This is a genomic window from Nocardia sp. NPDC050712 (genome assembly GCF_040654295.1).
In the GTDB taxonomy this organism is placed as follows: domain Bacteria; phylum Actinomycetota; class Actinomycetes; order Mycobacteriales; family Mycobacteriaceae; genus Nocardia.
The window spans coordinates 491,120-509,664 of the sequence record NZ_JBFAHT010000004.1; the positions used below are offsets into that span (position 1 = coordinate 491,120).

15 protein-coding genes are annotated in these 18,545 nt (G+C 70.2%); 4 read left to right on the plus strand and 11 right to left on the minus strand.

Going from position 1 to position 18,545, the window contains the following annotated elements:
• Positions 1-10 precede the first annotated feature (10 nt).
• The 9 genes from obgE to AB0H76_RS30570 form a co-directional block, all read right to left on the minus strand.
• Positions 11-1,489 carry a GTPase ObgE gene (gene obgE / locus AB0H76_RS30530; protein ID WP_357330479.1) on the minus strand — a complete coding sequence of 493 codons (1,479 nt, stop codon included), beginning with the start codon at positions 1,487-1,489 and terminating at the stop codon, positions 11-13.
• 112 nt (positions 1,490-1,601) lie between these two features.
• Positions 1,602-1,868: a 50S ribosomal protein L27 gene (gene rpmA / locus AB0H76_RS30535; protein WP_194819063.1), complete on the minus strand. Its 267-nt coding sequence runs from the start codon at positions 1,866-1,868 to the stop codon at positions 1,602-1,604.
• A gap of 22 nt (positions 1,869-1,890) precedes the next feature.
• The gene (rplU, locus tag AB0H76_RS30540) at positions 1,891-2,202 is read right to left on the minus strand and encodes a 50S ribosomal protein L21 (RefSeq protein WP_357330480.1); all 312 of its coding nucleotides are present in this window, start codon (positions 2,200-2,202) and stop codon (positions 1,891-1,893) included.
• Between the two features lie 207 nt (positions 2,203-2,409).
• Complete coding sequence (locus tag AB0H76_RS30545; protein ID WP_357330481.1) at positions 2,410-5,514, minus strand: translation initiation factor IF-2 N-terminal domain-containing protein; 3,105 nt, start codon at positions 5,512-5,514, stop codon at positions 2,410-2,412.
• 529 nt (positions 5,515-6,043) lie between these two features.
• Positions 6,044-6,460: a nucleoside-diphosphate kinase gene (gene ndk, locus AB0H76_RS30550; protein ID WP_357330482.1), complete on the minus strand. Its 417-nt coding sequence runs from the start codon at positions 6,458-6,460 to the stop codon at positions 6,044-6,046.
• Positions 6,461-6,512: 52 nt separating this feature from the next.
• The gene (locus AB0H76_RS30555; protein ID WP_357330927.1) at positions 6,513-6,854 is read right to left on the minus strand and encodes a DUF4233 domain-containing protein; all 342 of its coding nucleotides are present in this window, start codon (positions 6,852-6,854) and stop codon (positions 6,513-6,515) included.
• A gap of 77 nt (positions 6,855-6,931) precedes the next feature.
• On the minus strand, positions 6,932-8,305 hold the full coding sequence (locus tag AB0H76_RS30560) for a folylpolyglutamate synthase/dihydrofolate synthase family protein (protein WP_357330928.1): 1,374 nt from the start codon (positions 8,303-8,305) through the stop codon (positions 6,932-6,934).
• A gap of 104 nt (positions 8,306-8,409) precedes the next feature.
• Positions 8,410-11,082 (minus strand): valine--tRNA ligase, encoded by a 2,673-nt coding sequence (locus tag AB0H76_RS30565; RefSeq protein WP_357330483.1) that lies wholly within the window; start codon positions 11,080-11,082, stop codon positions 8,410-8,412.
• 172 nt (positions 11,083-11,254) lie between these two features.
• The gene (locus AB0H76_RS30570; protein WP_357330484.1) at positions 11,255-12,193 is read right to left on the minus strand and encodes an NAD(P)/FAD-dependent oxidoreductase; all 939 of its coding nucleotides are present in this window, start codon (positions 12,191-12,193) and stop codon (positions 11,255-11,257) included.
• Between the two features lie 92 nt (positions 12,194-12,285).
• On the opposite strand from AB0H76_RS30570, the gene AB0H76_RS30575 reads away from it, so the two are divergent.
• On the plus strand, positions 12,286-12,873 hold the full coding sequence (locus tag AB0H76_RS30575; RefSeq protein ID WP_357330485.1) for an XRE family transcriptional regulator: 588 nt from the start codon (positions 12,286-12,288) through the stop codon (positions 12,871-12,873).
• Positions 12,874-13,016: 143 nt separating this feature from the next.
• Positions 13,017-13,703 carry an AAA family ATPase gene (locus AB0H76_RS30580; RefSeq protein WP_357330486.1) on the plus strand — a complete coding sequence of 229 codons (687 nt, stop codon included), beginning with the start codon at positions 13,017-13,019 and terminating at the stop codon, positions 13,701-13,703.
• A 20-nt stretch (positions 13,704-13,723) separates the two neighbouring features.
• Here AB0H76_RS30580 and AB0H76_RS30585 read toward each other — a convergent pair whose 3' ends face one another.
• Both AB0H76_RS30585 and AB0H76_RS30590 read right to left on the minus strand, forming a co-directional pair.
• On the minus strand, positions 13,724-14,674 hold the full coding sequence (locus AB0H76_RS30585) for a YegS/Rv2252/BmrU family lipid kinase (protein WP_357330487.1): 951 nt from the start codon (positions 14,672-14,674) through the stop codon (positions 13,724-13,726).
• Positions 14,674-16,323, minus strand: a complete 1,650-nt coding sequence (locus tag AB0H76_RS30590; protein ID WP_357330488.1) for an FAD-binding oxidoreductase — start codon at positions 16,321-16,323, stop codon at positions 14,674-14,676. Before AB0H76_RS30590 ends, AB0H76_RS30585 begins: the two co-directional genes overlap by 1 nt.
• A 45-nt stretch (positions 16,324-16,368) precedes the next feature.
• Here AB0H76_RS30590 and AB0H76_RS30595 point away from each other — a divergent pair, with 45 nt between their 5' ends.
• On the plus strand, positions 16,369-16,968 hold the full coding sequence (locus AB0H76_RS30595) for a helix-turn-helix domain-containing protein (protein WP_357330489.1): 600 nt from the start codon (positions 16,369-16,371) through the stop codon (positions 16,966-16,968).
• Between the two features lie 39 nt (positions 16,969-17,007).
• Positions 17,008-18,543: a glycerol-3-phosphate dehydrogenase/oxidase gene (locus AB0H76_RS30600; RefSeq protein ID WP_357330490.1), complete on the plus strand. Its 1,536-nt coding sequence runs from the start codon at positions 17,008-17,010 to the stop codon at positions 18,541-18,543.
• The last annotated feature ends 2 nt before the right edge of the window (positions 18,544-18,545 follow it).

Here is an 18,545-nt window from a genome sequence, read left to right on the forward strand (position 1 = left end):
GCGGCACGGACTACTGCTTCACGTCCCGGTTGATCTCGTTGCCGTCCTCGTCCACCAGACCGCGCCGCACCCGCGAGGCGTGCTTGCGTTCGGCGGCGCTGATCCGGTCGTCCTGCTCCAGGCGCAGGTCGGTGCCGCGGCCGGTGGGCACCATGTCGACACCCGCCGAGATCGCGGGCTCCCACTCGAAGGTGACATCGCCGATGGTGACCGGGGCGCCCGGCTGCGCACCCTTCTTGACCAGCGCCTCTTCGACGCCGAGGCGAGCGAGCCGGTCGGCCAGGTAGCCCACGGCCTCGTCGTTGTCGAACTGGGTCTGCTTGATCCACCGCTCGGGCTGCACGCCGCGCACGATGAAGGCGCCTTCCTCCTCGGGATCGCGCAGGACGGTGAAGCCGGGGGCGTCGGTGGCGATCGGACGGATCACCGGACGCTTCGGCGCCGCCTTCGGATGCGCCTCGCGGTACTGGCGCACCATCTCGGCGAGCGCGAAGGTCAACGGGCGCAGGCCCTGCCGCGTCACCGCGGAGATCTCGAACACCGGCCAGCCGCGCGCCGTGAACTCCGGCGTCACCATCTCGGCCAGCTCTTGGGCGTCGGGCACGTCGGTCTTGTTCAGGATGACCACGCGCGGGCGGTCGGCCAGATCACCGAGACCGGTATCGGCCGACATCTCCGACTTGTAGGCGGCCAGTTCGGCTTCCAGCGCGTCGACATCGGAGACCGGATCGCGACCCGGCTCCAGCGTCGCGCAGTCGACGACGTGCGCGAGCACCGCGCAGCGCTCCAGGTGGCGCAGGAAGTCCAGGCCCAGACCGCGGCCGTCGCTGGCGCCCGGGATCAGGCCGGGTACGTCGGCGATGACGAAGGTGGTGTCGCCGCTGGAGACCACGCCGAGGTTCGGCACCAGCGTGGTGAACGGGTAGTCGGCGATCTTGGGCTTGGCCGCCGAGAGCACCGAGACCAGCGAGGACTTACCCGCGGAGGGGAATCCGACCAGCCCGACGTCGGCGAGCGACTTGAGTTCCAGGACCAGGTCACCCGAGGCGCCGTCCTCACCGAGCAGCGCGAAACCGGGGGCCTTGCGCGCCTTGGAGGCCAGCGCGGCATTGCCGAGACCACCCCGGCCACCGCGCGCGGCGATGTACTGGTTACCCGCGCCGACCAGATCGGCGAGCACTTCGCCGTCGGCGCCGAGCACCACGGTGCCGTCGGGCACCCGCAGCACGAGCGGCTCACCGCGCTTACCCTCGCGGTTGCTGCCCTCGCCCGGCTTGCCGTTTCCGGCCTTGGCGTGCGGATGGAAGTGGAAGTCCAGCAGGGTGTGCACGTTGGAGTCGACCTCGAGGATCACATCTCCGCCGTTGCCACCGTTTCCACCGTCCGGTCCACCCAGGGGCATGAACTTCTCCCGGCGAACCGACGAGCAGCCGTGGCCGCCCTTGCCTGCACTCACATGAAGCACGACACGGTCGATGAATTTGGACATACGCCGAATCATCCTCCTTCTGAATGAGCGTCCCGACGGGACAGGCTGGTGGAAACGCAAAAGCGGGTCAGGGCTTAACCCTGACCCGCTGTGAAGCTTGGAACGGCGCGGCTCAGGCCTGCACCGGCTCCGGGGTAACGATGTTGACGGTCTTGCGGCCCCGCTTGGTGCCGAACTCGACCGCGCCCGCGGCGAGCGCGAACAGGGTGTCGTCACCGCCACGGCCGACGTTCACGCCGGGGTGGAAGTGGGTGCCACGCTGACGGACCAAGATCTCGCCGGCGTTGACCTTCTGGCCGCCGAAGCGCTTGACGCCGAGGCGCTGGGCGTTGGAATCGCGACCGTTCCGGGAGCTGGACGCGCCCTTCTTGTGTGCCATAGCTGATTCTCCTCGGGATGTCTTACTTGATGCCGGTGACCTTGATGACCGTCAGCGGCTGACGGTGACCCTGGCGCTTGTGGTAGCCGGTCTTGTTCTTGAACTTGTGGATGCGGATCTTCGGGCCCTTGGTGTGCTCGACGACCTCGGCGGCCACAGAGACCTTGGCCAGCTTCGCGGCGTCGGTAGTCAGGTCGGATCCGTCGACGACGAGGACCGGCGCCAGCGCGACAGCGCTGCCCGGCTTGCCTTCGATCTTCTCGACCTTCACCAGGTCACCGACCGCGACCTTGTACTGCTTTCCGCCGGTCTTGACGATTGCGTACGTTGCCATCGGTCGGCTTCCTCCACTCGAATGATGTCTACTCGTGCTGAGACACGCCGCAGGGTGCGACGCGACTCGTTTCTTGGCTGGTTGCTGCACGGGGCGCGGCATCTGTGCGAACAGGCACGCGCATCACCAGGCAGCGACCGGCCAAGGTTACCAGACCTGGGGTGCGGGACCCAATTCGCGGGTCCCGCAGCCATCTGGCAACTCTTTCTACTCGACGGGCGGGCCCGCCGGACGGCCCACTGCCCGCCGCCGCGGCTTGCGCTGCAACAGCTCGGCAGGCACTGGCTCGGCCTCGAAATCGACCACCGGTGCGGTGGGCTCCTCGACGCTGGACAGCACGAACACCGCGCCCGCGCTGTCGGCCGCCGGTGCGGCGGCCGAACGGGCCACCCGCCGCCTGCGGGCCGGTCGCTCCGCCGGCGCCTCCGCCGCACCGTTGGCAGCCGCGGGGCTGACAGCGGGCGGCTCGGGTGCGGCAGGCTCGGGTGCGGCCGGTTCGGGTTCCGGCGACGGCTCGGCCACCGGTTCGGTGGCGGGCTTCGCCGCCGCCGGCTCGGACCGGCGGGAACGGCGCCGTTCCCGCTTCTCGGCCACGGGGGCCGGTGCTTCGGGTTCCGGCGTCGCGACTTCCTCGGCGACCGTCGCGACGGCCTCCTCGGACACCGCGACCACCTCGTCGGCGGCGTCCTGCTCGGGCGTCGCCACGACGGCCTCGTCGTCGTCGTGCTCGTGATGCGCGGCCATGGCCAGGGCCACCGGATGCGCCCGCTTGACCGCGATCTGCTCGGGCGACTCGTGCTCTTCCTCGACCGGCGCGGTCGCCGTGGTCTCGGCGGCCGGTGCGGCCGGGGCAGCACCCTTGTCGCGACCGCGGCGACGCCGTGAACCCGGCTCCTTGTTGCGGCCCGCGCCGTCGTCCGAGGAGGACGACGAAGACGACGACGGCTCCACCGGGTAGTTGTGCACCACGATGCCGCGACCGTGGCAATGCTCACAGGTCGTGGAGAACGCCTCCACCAGGCCGGTGCCCAGCTTCTTGCGCGTCATCTGGACCAGGCCCAGCGAGGTCACCTCCGACACCTGGTGCCGGGTGCGATCCCGGCCCAGCGCCTCGGTGAGCCGGCGCAGCACCAGGTCGCGGTTGGACTCCAGCACCATGTCGATGAAGTCGACGACGATCATGCCGCCGATATCGCGCAGCCGCATCTGGCGCACGATCTCCTCGGCCGCCTCCAAGTTGTTGCGAGTGACCGTCTCCTCCAGGTTGGAGCCGCCCGCACCGGTGAACTTGCCGGTGTTGACGTCGACGACGGTCATCGCCTCGGTGCGATCGATCACCAGGGTGCCGCCCGAGGGCAGCCACACCTTGCGATCCAGGGCCTTGGCCAGCTGCTCGTCGATCCGGAAGGCCTCGAAGACGTCCACGCCGTTGTTCTCGTGCCGCTGCACGCGATCCAGCATGTCCGGTGCGACGGTGCGGACGTAGGTCTCCACCGTCGACCAGGAGCGGTCGCCCTCGATGACGAGCCGGGAGAAGTCCTCGTTGAACAGGTCACGCACGACCTTGACCAGGAGATCGGGCTCCTCGTACAGGGTCTTGGTGCCGCTGCTCTTGTCGGTCGCGGCCTTCTCGATGGTGCGCCAGGCGGCCTGCAGCCGCTCCACGTCGCGCGCCAGCTCGTCCTCGGCCACGCCCTCGGACGCGGTGCGGATGATGACGCCGGCGTCGGCGGGCACGATGTCGCGCAGGATCTCCTTGAGCCGCTTGCGCTCGGTATCGGGCAGCTTGCGGCTGATACCGGTCGAGGTACCGCCCGGCACGTACACCAGGAAGCGACCGGCCAGGCTGATCTGAGTGGTCAGTCGGGCGCCCTTGTGCCCCACCGGGTCCTTGGACACCTGCACCAGCACCTGATCGCCGGGCTTGAGCGCCTGCTCGATCTTGCGCTCGCGACCGCCGAGCCCGGCGGCCTCCCAGTTCACCTCACCGGCGTAGAGCACGCCGTTGCGGCCGCGGCCGATGTCGACGAACGCCGCCTCCATCGAGGGCAGCACGTTCTGCACCCGGCCGAGGTAGACATTGCCCACCATCGACGCGGAACCGGTGTTGGTGACGAAGTGCTCGACCAGGATGTCGTCCTCGAGGACGGCGACCTGGGTGGTGATCGGATGCTCGGAGTTGCCGACACCGGCGAAGTGCTTCTCGCGCACCACCATGACCCGGTCCACCGCTTCGCGGCGGGCCAGGAACTCCGACTCGGTCAGGATCGGCGGACGACGGCGACCGGCTTCCCGGCCGTCGCGGCGGCGCTGACGCTTGGCCTCGAGCCGGGTGGACCCGGTGATGCCCTGCACCTCGTCGACGTTGGCGCGAGTGCGGCTCTTGTTGCGCGGCTCACGCTCGTGCACGACGGTGTTCGGCGGATCGTCCTCGGAGGAATCGCTGTCCGCGCCCTCGCCGCCGACCTTGCGGCGCCGCCGGCGCCGGCGCCGGCGGGTGGAGCCGTCGCTGTTCGTCTCGTCGTCGTCGCCGTCGTTGTCATCGTTCTCGGCGGCATCGCCGGACTCCGCGGACTCCGGCGCGTTGCTGTCCTCGTCGGCGTCGTTGTCGTCGCCCTCGCCGTCGGCGTTCTGCTCGCCCCGGCCCCGGCCCCGGCCACGGCGGCCACGACGGCGGCGGCGCGGCTGATCGCCGTCGTCACCGGACTGGTCGTTGTTGTCGCCTTCGTCCTCGACGCTCGTGTCCTCGACCTCGTCGGTCTCGGCCGGCGGCTCCTCGACGCGGCGTTCCTTCTCCTCGGTGCGGCGCGAGCGGCGCTGCTTGCGCACCTGCTCGACCGCGGACGCGTCCGGGGGCAGGAACAGCGGCACGGCGACGCTGGTCGCGGCCTCGAACACCACCGGCTCGGCGTGCGGTTCTTCCCGATCGAGATGGGTGAACAGCTGCACCGACGGCTGGTGAGCCGGTTCGGTGGAACCACTACCCGGGTTCGGCAGACCGTGCTGCGGCTCGGGCGCGGAGAACAGCGAGCCGGACTGCGCGGCCGGCGCGGGCTCGGGGGCGGCGGCTGCCGCGGGCTCGGGAGCTGGGGTTTCGGCCTCGGGCTCGGCCAGCGCGTCGCGCACGGACTCCGCGACGGCCCGATCCACGTTCGACTGTGCGCTACGCGCGTCGGAGCCCAACTCGGTGAGTTTGGCCAGGATGCGTTTGCTCGTTACTCCCAGCCGCTTGGCAAGTGCATGAACTCGGATTCGTTCCGGCAATTGATCGGCATCCTGTGATGTTGTTTCCTGCGGCTCTTGATCGGCCACGAAGTCTCCTCGGGCCCCCGGGCGCGTCCCTCCCGGTATGGAGTAACGCGGCCGACGCGGGGGCGCTGTTCGTTCACCTCACGCCGGTGGCGCGAGGTTGTGTGGTCTCGCACCGCGTGTCCGGTTACCGCCAACGGTTCGCGTCGGTCGGGCTCACTGGTCATACGGTGCCTGGCTGTTGGCTGAACTCCGCGGGGTGAGCGTTCATCCAGCATGCCGACGCGAACCTCCGCGCCCCGATGTGGGCGCGGACATCCGTGGCAGCGATGATCGGCATCGAACCGCGGTGTCATCCGGTTGCCCGGCTCCGATAATCCGCGTACCTGCGCGAATAGTCGGCGCCTGTGGCAACCACTGCCAGTATCCCACACCGGGCACCGCTCGTTCGCCATCGGCGCACGACTTAACCTCGCTAGCGCTCGGTCAAGTCGCGCCCCGTGGGCGCTGTGCTTGTGGTTCGCTCGCAAGCTCGCTCACGAACCTGACACGCCGATGACGACCGCTCAGTGCACTCCACGTGCGGTGAAAATCAGGCGGGGAATTCCGGGAACCAGAGGGCGATCTCGCGCTTGGCGGAGTCGGTCGAATCGGAGCCGTGCACCAGGTTGTACTGGGTTTCCAGGCCGAAATCGCCACGGATGCTGCCGGGTACGGCCTTCTCGACGGGGTCGGTGCCGCCGGCGATCTGACGGAACGCGGCGATGGCGCGCGGACCCTCCAGGATGGCCGCGACCACCGGGCCGGACGTGATGAACTCGATCAGCGAGCCGAAGAACGGCTTCTCCGCGTGTTCGGCGTAATGCGCCTTGGCGACCTCTTCGGTCACGTTCTTCTGCTCGAGCGCGACGATCTTGAGGCCCTTGCGCTCGATCCGGGCGAGGATCTCACCGGTCAAGCCGCGCGCAACGCCGTCCGGCTTGATGAGTACCAACGTCTGTTCAGTCACGGCGACAGCATAGAGGGCGCCGTCGAGGCGACAACGGGGCAACCCTGCTCGACTAGGACGAGCGCTGGATCCGCTGGCTCGGCAGCAAACCGGCCTCCATGCGGCGGCGCACATCGTTGCGCAGGATCAGGATGAAGCCCCAGACCACCGCGAACAGCACGCCGATGACCCCGATCGACGGGTGGAAGAACACCCCGAGCAGCACCAGGACCTGCAGGCCCAGGTTGAACAGCATCGCCCAGGACCGGCGCTGCACGCCCGCGCCGAGGATCATCAGCAACGCCAGCGCCACACAGTAGGTGCCCGACACCCAGGTCACCCCGCCACCGACCGCGGCGAGCACGGGCAGGGCCAGCAGCACCACGATGGCCTCGAGGATCAGCGTCCCGGCCATCACACCGCGGAACCCCTTCCACGGATCGGTCGCGGGGGCGGGAACGGTCTCCTCGGCAGCACTCACGGATAACACCTTTACGCTGGATTCTTTCCGAACAGGGAGCGGGCCGCGCCCGCGGTGACGACCGACCCGGTCACCACGACACCGGCGCCGGAGACCATCTCCCCCGCCTCGCTCGCTTCCTCGGCGAGCGCGATGGCGGTCTCCAGGGCGTCGGGCAGGGTGTCGGCGGTGACGACGCGCTCGTCGCCGAACCGCTGCACCGCGAGATTGGCCAGGCTGTCCACGTCCAGGGCGCGCGGCGAGCCGTTGCTGGTGACGACGATCTCGTCGAGCACCGGCTCCAGCGCTTCCAGGATGCCCGCGGCGTCCTTGTCGGCCAGTACGGCCACGACGCCGACCAGTTTGCGGAAGTCGAATTCCGCGGTGAGCGTGGCGGCCAGCGCCTTGGCGCCGTGCGGGTTGTGCGCGGCGTCGATGAAGATGGTGGGCGCGTTGCGCATCCGTTCCATCCGGCCCGGGCTCGCGACGGACGCGAAGGCCGACCGCACGGCCTCGATATCGAGCTGACGGTCCTTGCCCGCGCCGAAGAACGCCTCCACCGCGGCGAGCGCGAGGACGGCGTTGCGAGCCTGGTGCTCGCCGTGCAGCGGCAGGAAGATCTCGTCGTAGACGCCGCCGAGGCCTTGCAGTTCGAGTTGCTGTCCGCCGACGGCGATCTGGCGGGCCAGCACCCGGAACTCCGCGCCCTCGCGGGCGACGGCCGCGTCGACCTCGACGGCCCGGCGCAGCAGCACCTCCATCGCCTCGGGTTCCTGCTCGGCGATCACCGCGACGGTGTCGCGCGGTACCAGCAGGTCGTCCGGCGCGCGCTTGATGATTCCGGCCTTCTCCCCCGCGATCGAGGTGAGGTCGGAACCGAGGTAGTCGGTGTGGTCCAGCCCGATGGGGGTGATCACCGCGACCTGGCCGTCGATCACGTTGGTGGCGTCCCAGGTGCCGCCGAGCCCGGTCTCCACCACGGCCACGTCGACCGGGGCCTCGGCGAAGGCGGCGAAGGCCATCCCGGTGAGCACCTCGAACTTGCTCATCTGCGGCCCGCCCGCCTCCGCGGACTGCTTGTCGATCATCTCGAGGTAGGGCTGCAACTCGTGATAGGTCTCGACGTAGCGGGCCGGGCTGATCGGCGCGTTGTCCACGCTGATCCGCTCGGTCGCCAGTTGCAGGTGCGGGCTGACGATGCGGCCGGTGCGCCGGTGCAGCGCGGTGAGCAGCGCGTCGATCATCCGGGTGACCGAGGTCTTGCCGTTGGTGCCCGCGATGTGGATGGCCGGGTAGCTCTGCTGCGGCGAGCCGAGCAGATCCATCAGGGTGGCGATGCGGGTGAGCGACGGCTCGATCTTGGTCTCCGGCCAGCGCCGGTCGAGTTCGGCCTCCACCAGGGCCATTTCGGCCAGATCCACCGGCGAGGGGCTCGCACTCAGTTCCGGCGCCGCGAACTGCCGCTCCGGTTCCGGGTTGTCGCCGTCGTAGTCGATACCTTCCGGGTCGCTCACTTGCCCTCCAGTTCGGCCAGGCGCGCCTTGATCCGGGCAGCCTCGGCGGTGGCGACCTCGCGGCGGCCCTTGATCTTGTCGACCACGTTCTCGGGCGCCTTGGCCAGGAAGGCCTCGTTGCCGAGCTTGGCGGCGGTCTGGATCAGTTCCTTCTCGGCGGCGGCCAGGTCCTTCTCCAGCCGGCGGCGTTCGGCGTCGAGGTCGATGGAGCCGGAGGTGTCGAGTTCGACGGTCACGGTGCCGGTGCTGAGGCGAACCTCGAGCGAGGCGGTCGCCGCGAAGTCGGCACCGGGTTCGGTCAGGCGGGCCAGGTTGGCCACCGAGGCCTGCTGGGCGGTCAGGTCGGCGGCGTCCAGGCCGATCAGCTTGGCGGCCACCTTCTGCTTGTCGGCCAGACCCTGATCGCTGCGGAACCGGCGGATCTCGGTGATGAGGCGCTGGGTGTCGGCGATGCGGCGGTCCGACACCGAGTCGGCGGGCACGCCGGAGCCGGTGGGCCAGGCCGAGATCACGATGGACTCGCCACCGGTGAGCGCCTGCCACAGCGATTCGGTGACGAACGGGATCGCCGGATGCAGCAGGCGCAGCAGCGAATCCAGCACGTTGCCGAGCACGATCCGGGTACTGGCGGCCCGCTCTTCGGAGTCGGTGAACTGCACCTTGGCCAATTCCAGGTACCAGTCGCACAGTTCGTCCCAGGCGAAGTGGTACAGGCCCTCGAAGGCCTTGTTGAACTCGTAGCGGTCCAGCGTCGAATCCGTGTCCGCGACAACCTCGTCCAGGCGGTCCAGGATCCAGCGGTCGGCGTCGGTCAGCGTCTCGCGCGCGGGCAGCTCGCCCGGCTCGGCGCCGTTCATCAGCGCGAACTTGGTGGCGTTGAACAGCTTGGTGATGAAGCTGCGCGAGGCGGTCACGTGCGGGGTGCCCACGGACAGGTCACCGCCCGGCTGCGCGCCCCGGGCCAGGGTGAATCGCGTTGCGTCCGCACCGTATTCGGTGATCCAGTCCAGCGGATCGATGCCGTTGCCGCGCGACTTCGACATCTTCTTGCCGAACTGGTCGCGAATCAGGCCGTGCAGGAACACATCCTGGAACGGCACCTGCTTGCCCGTCTTGCCCGCGGCCAGCGCCGGGTCGTCGGAGACGAACATGCCGAACATCATCATCCGGGCCACCCAGAAGAACAGGATGTCGTAGCCGGTGACGAGAACACTGGTGGGATAGAACTTCTGGAGCTCGGCGGTGGACTCGGGCCAGCCCATGGTGGAGAACGGCCACAGGCCCGAGGAGAACCAGGTGTCGAGCACGTCGTGGTCCTGCACGAAGCCTTCCGGCGCCTGCTCGTCCGGGCCGACACAGACGATCTCGCCCTCGGGGCCGTACCAGATCGGGATGCGGTGGCCCCACCACAGCTGGCGCGAGATGCACCAGTCGTGCATGTTGTCGACCCAGTCGAACCAGCGCGGTTCCTGGCTGGCGGGGTGAATCTTGACCTCGCCGTTGCGGACCGCGTCGCCGGCGGACTTGGCCAGCGACTCCACCTTGACCCACCACTGCATGGACAGGCGCGGTTCGATCGGTTCGCCGGAGCGCTCGGAGTGGCCGACGCTGTGCACGTACGGGTGCTTGCGCGCGACCACGCGGCCCTCGGCCGCCAGCCGCAGCCGGATCTGCTCGCGCGCCTCGAAGCGGTCCATGCCGTCGAATTCGGTTCCGGTGCCGGCGATCTTGCCGGACTCGTCCATGATCGTCGGCATCGCCAGGTTGTGGCGCAGGCCGAGTTCGAAGTCGTTCGGGTCGTGTGCGGGGGTGATCTTCACTGCGCCGGAACCGAATTCGGGGTCGACGTAGTCGTCGGCCACGATCGGGATCTGCCGCTCGGTGATCGGGTGGTAGAGGGTGGTCCCGATGAGGCTCCGGTACCGCTCGTCCTCGGGGTGCACGGCCACGGCGGTGTCGCCGAGCATGGTCTCCACCCGGGTAGTGGCCACGATCACGTGCGGCTCGTTGTCGTCGAGCGAGCCGTAGCGCAGCGACACGAGTTCGCCGTCGACGTCCTTGTAGTCGACCTCGAGGTCGGAGATGCCGGTCTTGAGCACCGGCGACCAGTTCACCAGCCGCTCGGCGCGGTAGATCAGGCCCGCGTCGTAGAGCCGCTTGAAGATGGTCTGCACGGCGCGCGAGAGGCCCTCGTCCATGGTGAAGCGGTCGCGGCTCCAGTCCACGCCGTCGCCGAGGTGGCGCATCTGCCACTGGATCTGGCCGCCGGATTCGCGCTTCCAGTCCCAGACCTTGTCGATGAACAGCTCGCGGCCGAAATCTTCCTTGGTCTTGCCGTCGACGGCGAGCTGCTTCTCCACCACGGACTGGGTCGCGATGCCCGCGTGGTCCATGCCGGGCAGCCACAGCACCTCATAGCCCTGCATGCGCTTGCGGCGCGAGAGGGTGTCCATGATCGTGTGATCCAGGGCGTGGCCCATGTGCAGGCTGCCGGTGACATTCGGCGGCGGCAGCACGATCGAGTACGGCGGCTTGTCACTGGAGGCGTCGGCCGCGAAATAACCGGCGTCTACCCAGCGCTCGTACATCGCACTCTCTACCTGGCTGGGGTCCCAGCTCTTGGGGAGGGCGTCGGCACGATTCGGCTTCTCAGAGGCTGCGCTGGTCACCCAGGCATTCTAGTAGTCGGCGCGGACGCGCATCCCCCGCGCCCTTACCGGCGAGCATTCGGCGGAAATACAGAAGGCGAAGTCTTCGGTGGATGAGGGACACCGAAGACTTCGCCTACACCCATGAGCTTACCGGCGATCCGAGGCCAGGCCCCGAATCCATAAGTAATTCTCAGTTTCTCGCGCCGACGCGGACCTGGGTGTCCGCGAGCACCAGATCGCCGTTGATCGCCATGGCCGCCGCCGAGCCCGCGCCCGCGGCCACGATCACCTGCGCGGCCGGGTCGACGACGTTGCCCGCCGCCCAGACGCCGGGGACGCTGGTGTGCCCGGAGCGGTCGGCCCGCACCCAGCCGGCCTCGTCGAAGTCACAGCCCAGTTCGGACAGCACCGCCGAATTCGGCACGAACTCCGGCGTGACGAAGATCGCCTCGCGCCCGACGGCGCGGCCGTCGGCCAGTTCCACGCCGCGCAGCGCGCCGTCGACGACCAGGCGGGCCACCGCGCCCTCGATGACGCGCACGCCTCGCGCGTCGAGCCGGTCCCGCTCGTCCGCGGACAGGGTCATGTCGTTGCCGAACAGGATGACGTCGGCCGACCACTGCGGCAGCAGCAGCGCGACGTGCACCGCGCGGGCCCGGGCGCCGGCGTCGGTGCCGCCGAGCACGGCGATCGGCCGGTCGCGGACCTCGTAGCCGTGGCAGTACGGGCAGTGCAGCACGTCGACGCCCCAGCGTTCCCGCACGCCCGGCACCTCGGGCAGCACATCGCGCAGCCCGGTCGCGACGAGCACGCGACGAGCGCGCAGGACCCGGCCACCGGCCAGCCGGAGGGTGAATCCCGCGGCATCGGCGGCACTTTCGGCGCCGATCACCTCGTCGTCGACGAGTTCGCCGCCGTACCCGGCCACCTCCGCGGCCCCGGTCGTCAGCAGGTCCAGGGGCGGCATCCCGTCCCGGGAGAGAAAGCCGTGCATGTGCTGGGCGGGCGCGTTGCGCGGCGCGCCGCCGCGGATCACCGCGACCCGCCGTCGCGCCCGGGTCAGCACCAGGGCCGCCGACAGCCCGGCCGCGCCGCCACCCACGATCACTACGTCATATGTTTCGTTCATTCGACGATCACCTCCGCCGACCAGGTTGCCGCCTGGATGCGATCTCGGCAACAAAGATTGCCATTTCCGGGAAACCGAGGTGAACTGGAGACATGCAGAACGAGCCCGGCATCGCCGGCACCCTGGCCGGGATCGGACCCCGGCTCAAGGCGCTGCGCACCCACCGCGACATCACGCTGACCGCACTGGCCGAGACCACCGGCATCTCCAAGAGCACCCTCTCGCGCCTGGAGTCCGGGCAGCGCAAGGCCAGCCTCGAATTGCTGCTGCCGGTCGCGATGGCCTTGCAGGTGCCGCTGGACGAGCTGGTCGCCGCGCCGAAGATCGCCGACCCGCGCGTGCACTCGGCCCCGCGCAAGGTCAACGGCATGACCGTCCTGCCGCTGACCCGCCAGCCCGGGCCACTGCAGGCGTTCAAGATGGTCATCCCGGCGGATCGCTGCGACCCGGATCCGCGGGTGCACGACGGCCACGAGTGGCTCTATGTGCTCTCGGGGCGGCTGCGGCTGATCCTGGCCGAGCACGATCTGATCCTCGGCCCCGGCGAGACCGCGGAATTCGATACGCGCCAACCACATTGGTTCGGCAGTACCGGGCGCGGGCCGGTGGAGATCCTGAGCCTGTTCGGCAGTCAGGGCGAGCGCATGCACGTGCGGGCCCGCCCGAAGAGCAAAGCGTAGGCCCGGCAAAACCGGCTGGTCGGACGGGTAATCGGGTCCACATCGGGGCAAATCCGGTGGAAATTCAGGGTTTTCCCGGTTGCCGAACCGTGGCGAACTGGTGAACGCTAGGAGGGGTGAACCCCCCGCTCGACGCTCTACCCGTGCCACACTTCCCCGATCCCGGGTACCGCGCCGCGTCTTTCGAAGATTCCGGCACGCACACCCTGACGCCGGCGGCGATCCACGATCTACGCGGCGCCGCGCTCGACGAATTGCGTTACCCGCCAACCTCGGCGCTGATCTTCGCGGGCGTCCCCGGGGCGGGCAAGAGCACCGCGCTACGGATGTTCTTCGGCGCGACCGCCGACCTGGAGGCCGCACCGCAGGGGCCCGCGGGTTCGATCGTGCTGGATTCCCAGCACACCCGAAATCGGCTGCGGCACAGGCTCGGCTGGATTCCGTACCCGCTGTGGCGGCCGGTGGTGCACGTCGCGCACTACGCGGGCATTCGCGCGGCCCTGCGCGACGCGCGCGGCCCGGTGGTGATCCACGACTGCGCCACCTTCGGCTGGGCCCGGCGGCTGATCGCGCGCTGGTCGGTGCGCTACGGGCGCGAGCTACACCTGGTCATGCTCGATGTGCCGCCCACGGTGGCCCGCGCCGGTCAGTACGCGCGCGGGCGCCGGGTCAACGGGTTCTTCTTCACGCTGCACTGCCGCCGGTGGGCCCGGATGACCGAGCGGATGACGGCCGAGGAGCCGCGCTCCCCGGTCCGCTCCGCCCGCTCCGCCGTTTTGGTCGATCGCACCACCATCAATCGCCTGCACCGCGTCGCGTTCGAACCCTGAGCGGAACCCCAGCAGGAAGCTCAGGGCACCAGCACCGTCAGCGCGCCCGGTACCGCGCGCAGCGTGATCGGGAGCGTGCCCGCCGGTTCACCGTCGGCGGTGGCCGGTGCGCCCTCGGCCGTCAAAGTGACGGCGACCGAACGGTATTGGGTGACCGCCGGGTGATCGATGCGCTTGCCCGCGGACAGCGCCGGGAGCAGCTTGAGCATTTCCAGGCGCGGGACCGCACCGACCACGGTGATGTCGAGCAGGCCGTCGTCGGGTTCGGCGTCGGGACAGATCAGCATGCCGCCGCCGTAGGTGCGGGTGTTGCCGATCGCGACCATGACCGCGTCGGTGTCCAGGACGGTGTCGCCCGCCGGATTGTCGACCACGCCGGGCACGACGCCGGTGAGCTCGATCCGGTAGGGCACCGACAGACCGCCCGTGAGTTCGGCCAGCGCCGCGAAGGTGTAGCGCAGCGGGCCTTTGGGCCAGCGCATGTCGTTGGCGCGCAGCGTGACCCGCGCGTCGAAGCCGGTGCCGGTGATGGTCGCGAACCACATCGGGGCCGCGCCGGCCGCTTCGATGCGGCCCAGGTCGAGCACCCGGGTCTTGCCCGCCACCGCCAGATCCGCGGCGGCCTCCGGGGCGTCGGTGGGCACGCCGAGCGCACGAGCCAGGTCGTTGCCGGTGCCGCTGGGCACCAGACCGAGCGGAACACCGGTCTGCGCAACGGCTTCCAGCATCACGTTCATCAAGCCGTCGCCGCCGACGCAGATGACGGCATCGGGCCGGGAATCCGGCGAGCCGAGTGAATCCCGCACCAGGCGAACCGATTCCGCCGCCGAGGGGGCGCGGATCTCGGTGACTTCGACGCCGCGCTCGGCCAGCCGGGCGATGGCGGCCGTGGCGACATCGTGGCCCTTGCCGAGACCGGAGAGCCGGTTGGTGACGACCAGGGCCGAGCTGAGGGGTGACGCCGATGTCATCAGATCAGTTTTCCAGGGTTGAGGACGCCCGCGGGGTCCAATTCCTTTTTCACCGCGCGCAATACGCGCACGCCGAGATCGCCGACCTCGCCCGGGATCCACTGGCGGTGGTCGGTACCGACCGCGTGGTGGTGGGTGATGGTGCCGCCGGCCGCCATGATCGCGTCGCCCACGGCCTGTTTGGCGATGCGCCACTGCGTGATCGGGTCGGCGAGCTGCTTGGCCACGACGGTGAAGTACAGCGAGGCGCCGGTCGGGTAGGTGTGCGAGATGTGGCACATCACCAGGGCCGGTGTGCCCTGCTCGGTGAGCGAATCCGTCAGGGCCGCGGTAACCTTCGCCTTGAGCTCGGACAGGTTGGACCAGGTGGTCGCGGTTTCCAGGGTTTCGCACAGCACGCCGGCGTCGAGCAGCGCGTCGCGCATGTAGGGGGCCTTGAAGCGGCCGTGCTCCCACTCCCGGGCCGGGGTCTCCCCCAGCGCGGTGCCGCCGGCGGCGCTCAGCAGCGCGCTCGCTTCGGCGCTGCGGGCCGCGACGTGAGCGTGTGAGCCTTCGAAGGTGGTGAGCGCCAGGCAGCCGGTGACCGACTGCCCGCCGATGTCGCCGGCGCGGGCCAGGTTCAGGCCGGTCTCGGCCTCGTCGGAGAGCCGGAGCACGGTGGGCGCGGCGCCGGCCTGCACCACGGCGCGCAGCGCGGCGGCGCCGGTGGCGAAGTCGGGGAACGACCAAGCTTGGTAGCCGATGGTTTCCGGCTTCGGATGCACCCGCAGGGTGACCTCGGTGAGCACGCCCAGCGTGCCCTCCGAGCCGACGAACAGTTCGCGCAGATCGGGACCGGCGGCCGAGGCCGGGGCGCGGCCCAGCGCCAAAGTCCCCATGGGCGTAGCGACTTTCAGGCGCTGGACCATATCGTCGAAGCGTCCGTAGCCGGCCGAGGCCTGCCCGGAGGACCGGGTGGCGGCGAAACCGCCGATGCTGGCGAATTCGAAACTCTGCGGGAAGTGTCCGAGCGAGAGACCATGCGCACCGAGCAGCTCCTCCGCCTGCGGGCCGGTGAGACCGGCGCCGAGCGTCGCGGTGCCGCTGACCGGATCGATCCCCGAGACCGCGGTCAGGCGGCGCAGATCCAGCGCGATCACGGTGGCGAAGCGCCCGCGCACCGGGTCGACGCCGCCGACCACGCTGGTGCCGCCGCCGAACGGGACGACCGCGACCTCGTTGCTGGCGCAGTACTCCAGCACCGCGAGCACCTCGTCGTGATCGGCCGGGAACACGACCGCGTCGGGCGCGTCCTGCGGGGAGTCGGCGCGGCGGCGCAGCAGATCGGGAGTGCTCTTGCCGCCGGCGCGCACCAGGCGATCGTGATGGTCGGTCGACACGTGTGCCGCGCCGACCACCGCGACCAACCCGCTGCGCTGCACCGGCGTCAGGGCCGACTCGCGAAGCGGCACGTCGCCCTCATCGCGGCGCGCCACCGGGTCGCCGGAGACGCCGAACACCTGCGCCAGCAGGCCCCGGATCTGCGCCGAAAGTGGCTGCTGTCCGGCGGTGACACCCCAGGCGTCCCACACCATACTCGCCGCGCGCGGGGGCTCGCCCGGGTTTGCGACGGGTTCGGATTCCGGCTCGGTGCGCTGCGTCTCGACCATGCGTTACAGTTTGACATAGAGTGTCAAGCAGTAACGAGGAGACACATGCCTGAGCACGACACCGAACCCGAGCAGTCCCGCATCGACCTCGCGATCTTCGATGCCGCCCGCGGCTGCGTCGAGGAATTCGGCGTCCGCCGCACCACCCTCACCGAGGTGGCGCGCCGCGCGGGCGTCAGCCGGCCCACCGTCTACCGCCGCTGGCCCGACACCGGCGCCCTGGTCGCGGAGCTGCTGGTGCGCGAACTACGCACCATCCTCGCCTCGGCCATGCCCACTTCGGGCACCGGACGCGCCCGCTTGGTCGAGGGCATCGTCGCCGGAGCCGCGCAGATCCGAGCGAACCCGCTGTTCGGCAAGATCTTCCGTACCGACACCGACCTCATGCTCACCTACGTCTTCGGGCGCCTGGGCCGCAACCAGCGCACCCTGATCGAGCTGTTCGCCGCCGGGATCCGGGACGGTCAGCGCGACGGGTCCATCCGCTCCGGCGAGCCCGCGCACCTCGCCACCATGCTGCTGCTGATCTCCCAGTCGGCGGTGCAGTCGGCGGGCACCGTCGAACCGGTGCTCGCCGGGGCGGCGCTCGACACCGAGCTGGCCCGCGCCATCGACGGCTATCTGCGACCCGAAGCCGACAGCTGAGTAACCGCCCGAACCATTCGGCACTGGAAAGGCACTGTGATGACTGCGAATTCGGCTGACTCCGCGCTGAACGCCGTGCGGCGGGCACGGGAGCTGCAAGACCTCGGCGACATCGATCTGCTGGTGATCGGCGGCGGTGTCACCGGCGCCGGCGCCGCACTCGACGCGGCCGCGCGCGGCCTGCGCACGGTGCTGGTGGAGCGCCACGACCTGGCGTTCGGGACCAGCCGGTGGAGTTCGAAACTGGTGCACGGCGGCCTGCGCTATCTGGCGAGCGGGCAGGTCGGCATCGCGCACGAGAGTGCCGTCGAACGCGGCATCCTGCTCCGCACCACGGCCCCGCACCTGGTGCGGCCGCTGCCCCAGGTGGTGCCGCTGCTGCCGAGCGTCGGGGTCGCACAGCGCGCCCTGATCCGTGCGGGGTTCGTGGCCGGAGACGTGTTGCGGCGCACCGCCGGAACGCCGCCCGCGCTGCTGCCCCGCTCCCGGCGGATCGCCGCCGCCGAGGCCCTGCGGCTGGCGCCGACCGTGCGCCGGGACGGGCTGCGGGGCGGATTACAGGCCTGGGACGGCCAACTCGTCGACGACGCCCGTCTGGTGGTCGCGCTGGCCCGCACCGCCGCCGCGCACGGCGCCACCGTGCTGACCCGGGTGGAAGCCCTCGACGTGCAAGGCGATTCGGTGACCCTGCGCGACACGCTGACCGGCGAGACCCAGCACGTGCGACCGCGCGCGGTGCTCAACGCCACCGGCGTCTGGGCCGACCAGGTCGATCCGAGCATCGAACTGCGCCCCAGCCGCGGCACCCACCTGGTCTTCGACGCCGCGGCCTTCGGCGGCCTCACCGCCTCGCTGACGGTGCCGGTCCCCGGTTCCACCAGCCGCTTCGTCTTCGCGTTCCCCGCCGCGCACGGCCGCGTCTACCTCGGTCTCACCGACGAGGACGCGCCCGGCCCGGTGCCCGACGAGCCGAAGCCCACCGAGACCGAGATCGATTTCCTGCTCGACACCATCAACACCGCCCTGCGAGAACCGCTGACCCGCGGCGATATTCGCGGCTCGTACGCCGGCCTGCGCCCGCTGCTGAAGACCGGCGACGGCAGCACCGCCGACATCTCCCGGCAGCACGCCGTCCTGCACTCCCCCAACGGTGTCATCACCGTTGTCGGCGGCAAGCTCACCACCTATCGCCAGATGGCCGAGGACGCCGTCGACGCGGCGGTCAGCGCGCGCGGGCTCGCCGCCGCTCCGTGCCGCACCAAGCGACTTCCCTTGGTGGGCGCGGTATCCGGCGCCGCCCGGGACCGCATCCCCGCGCCGCCGATCCTCGTCGAGCGCTACGGCTCCGAGGCGCCGGAGGTCCTCGCGGCCGCCGCGTACCTTCCGGCGCCGCACGAGCCGGTCGCGCCCGGAATCGATGTCACGGCAGCCGAATTCGCCTTCGCCGTCAGCCACGAGGGCGCGCTCACCCCGGACGATCTACTCGACCGCCGTACCCGCATCGGCCTGGTTGACGCGGACCGCGCCGCGGCCCTGCCCGCCGCGGCCTCGGCCTGCATCACGACGATCGCCTGATC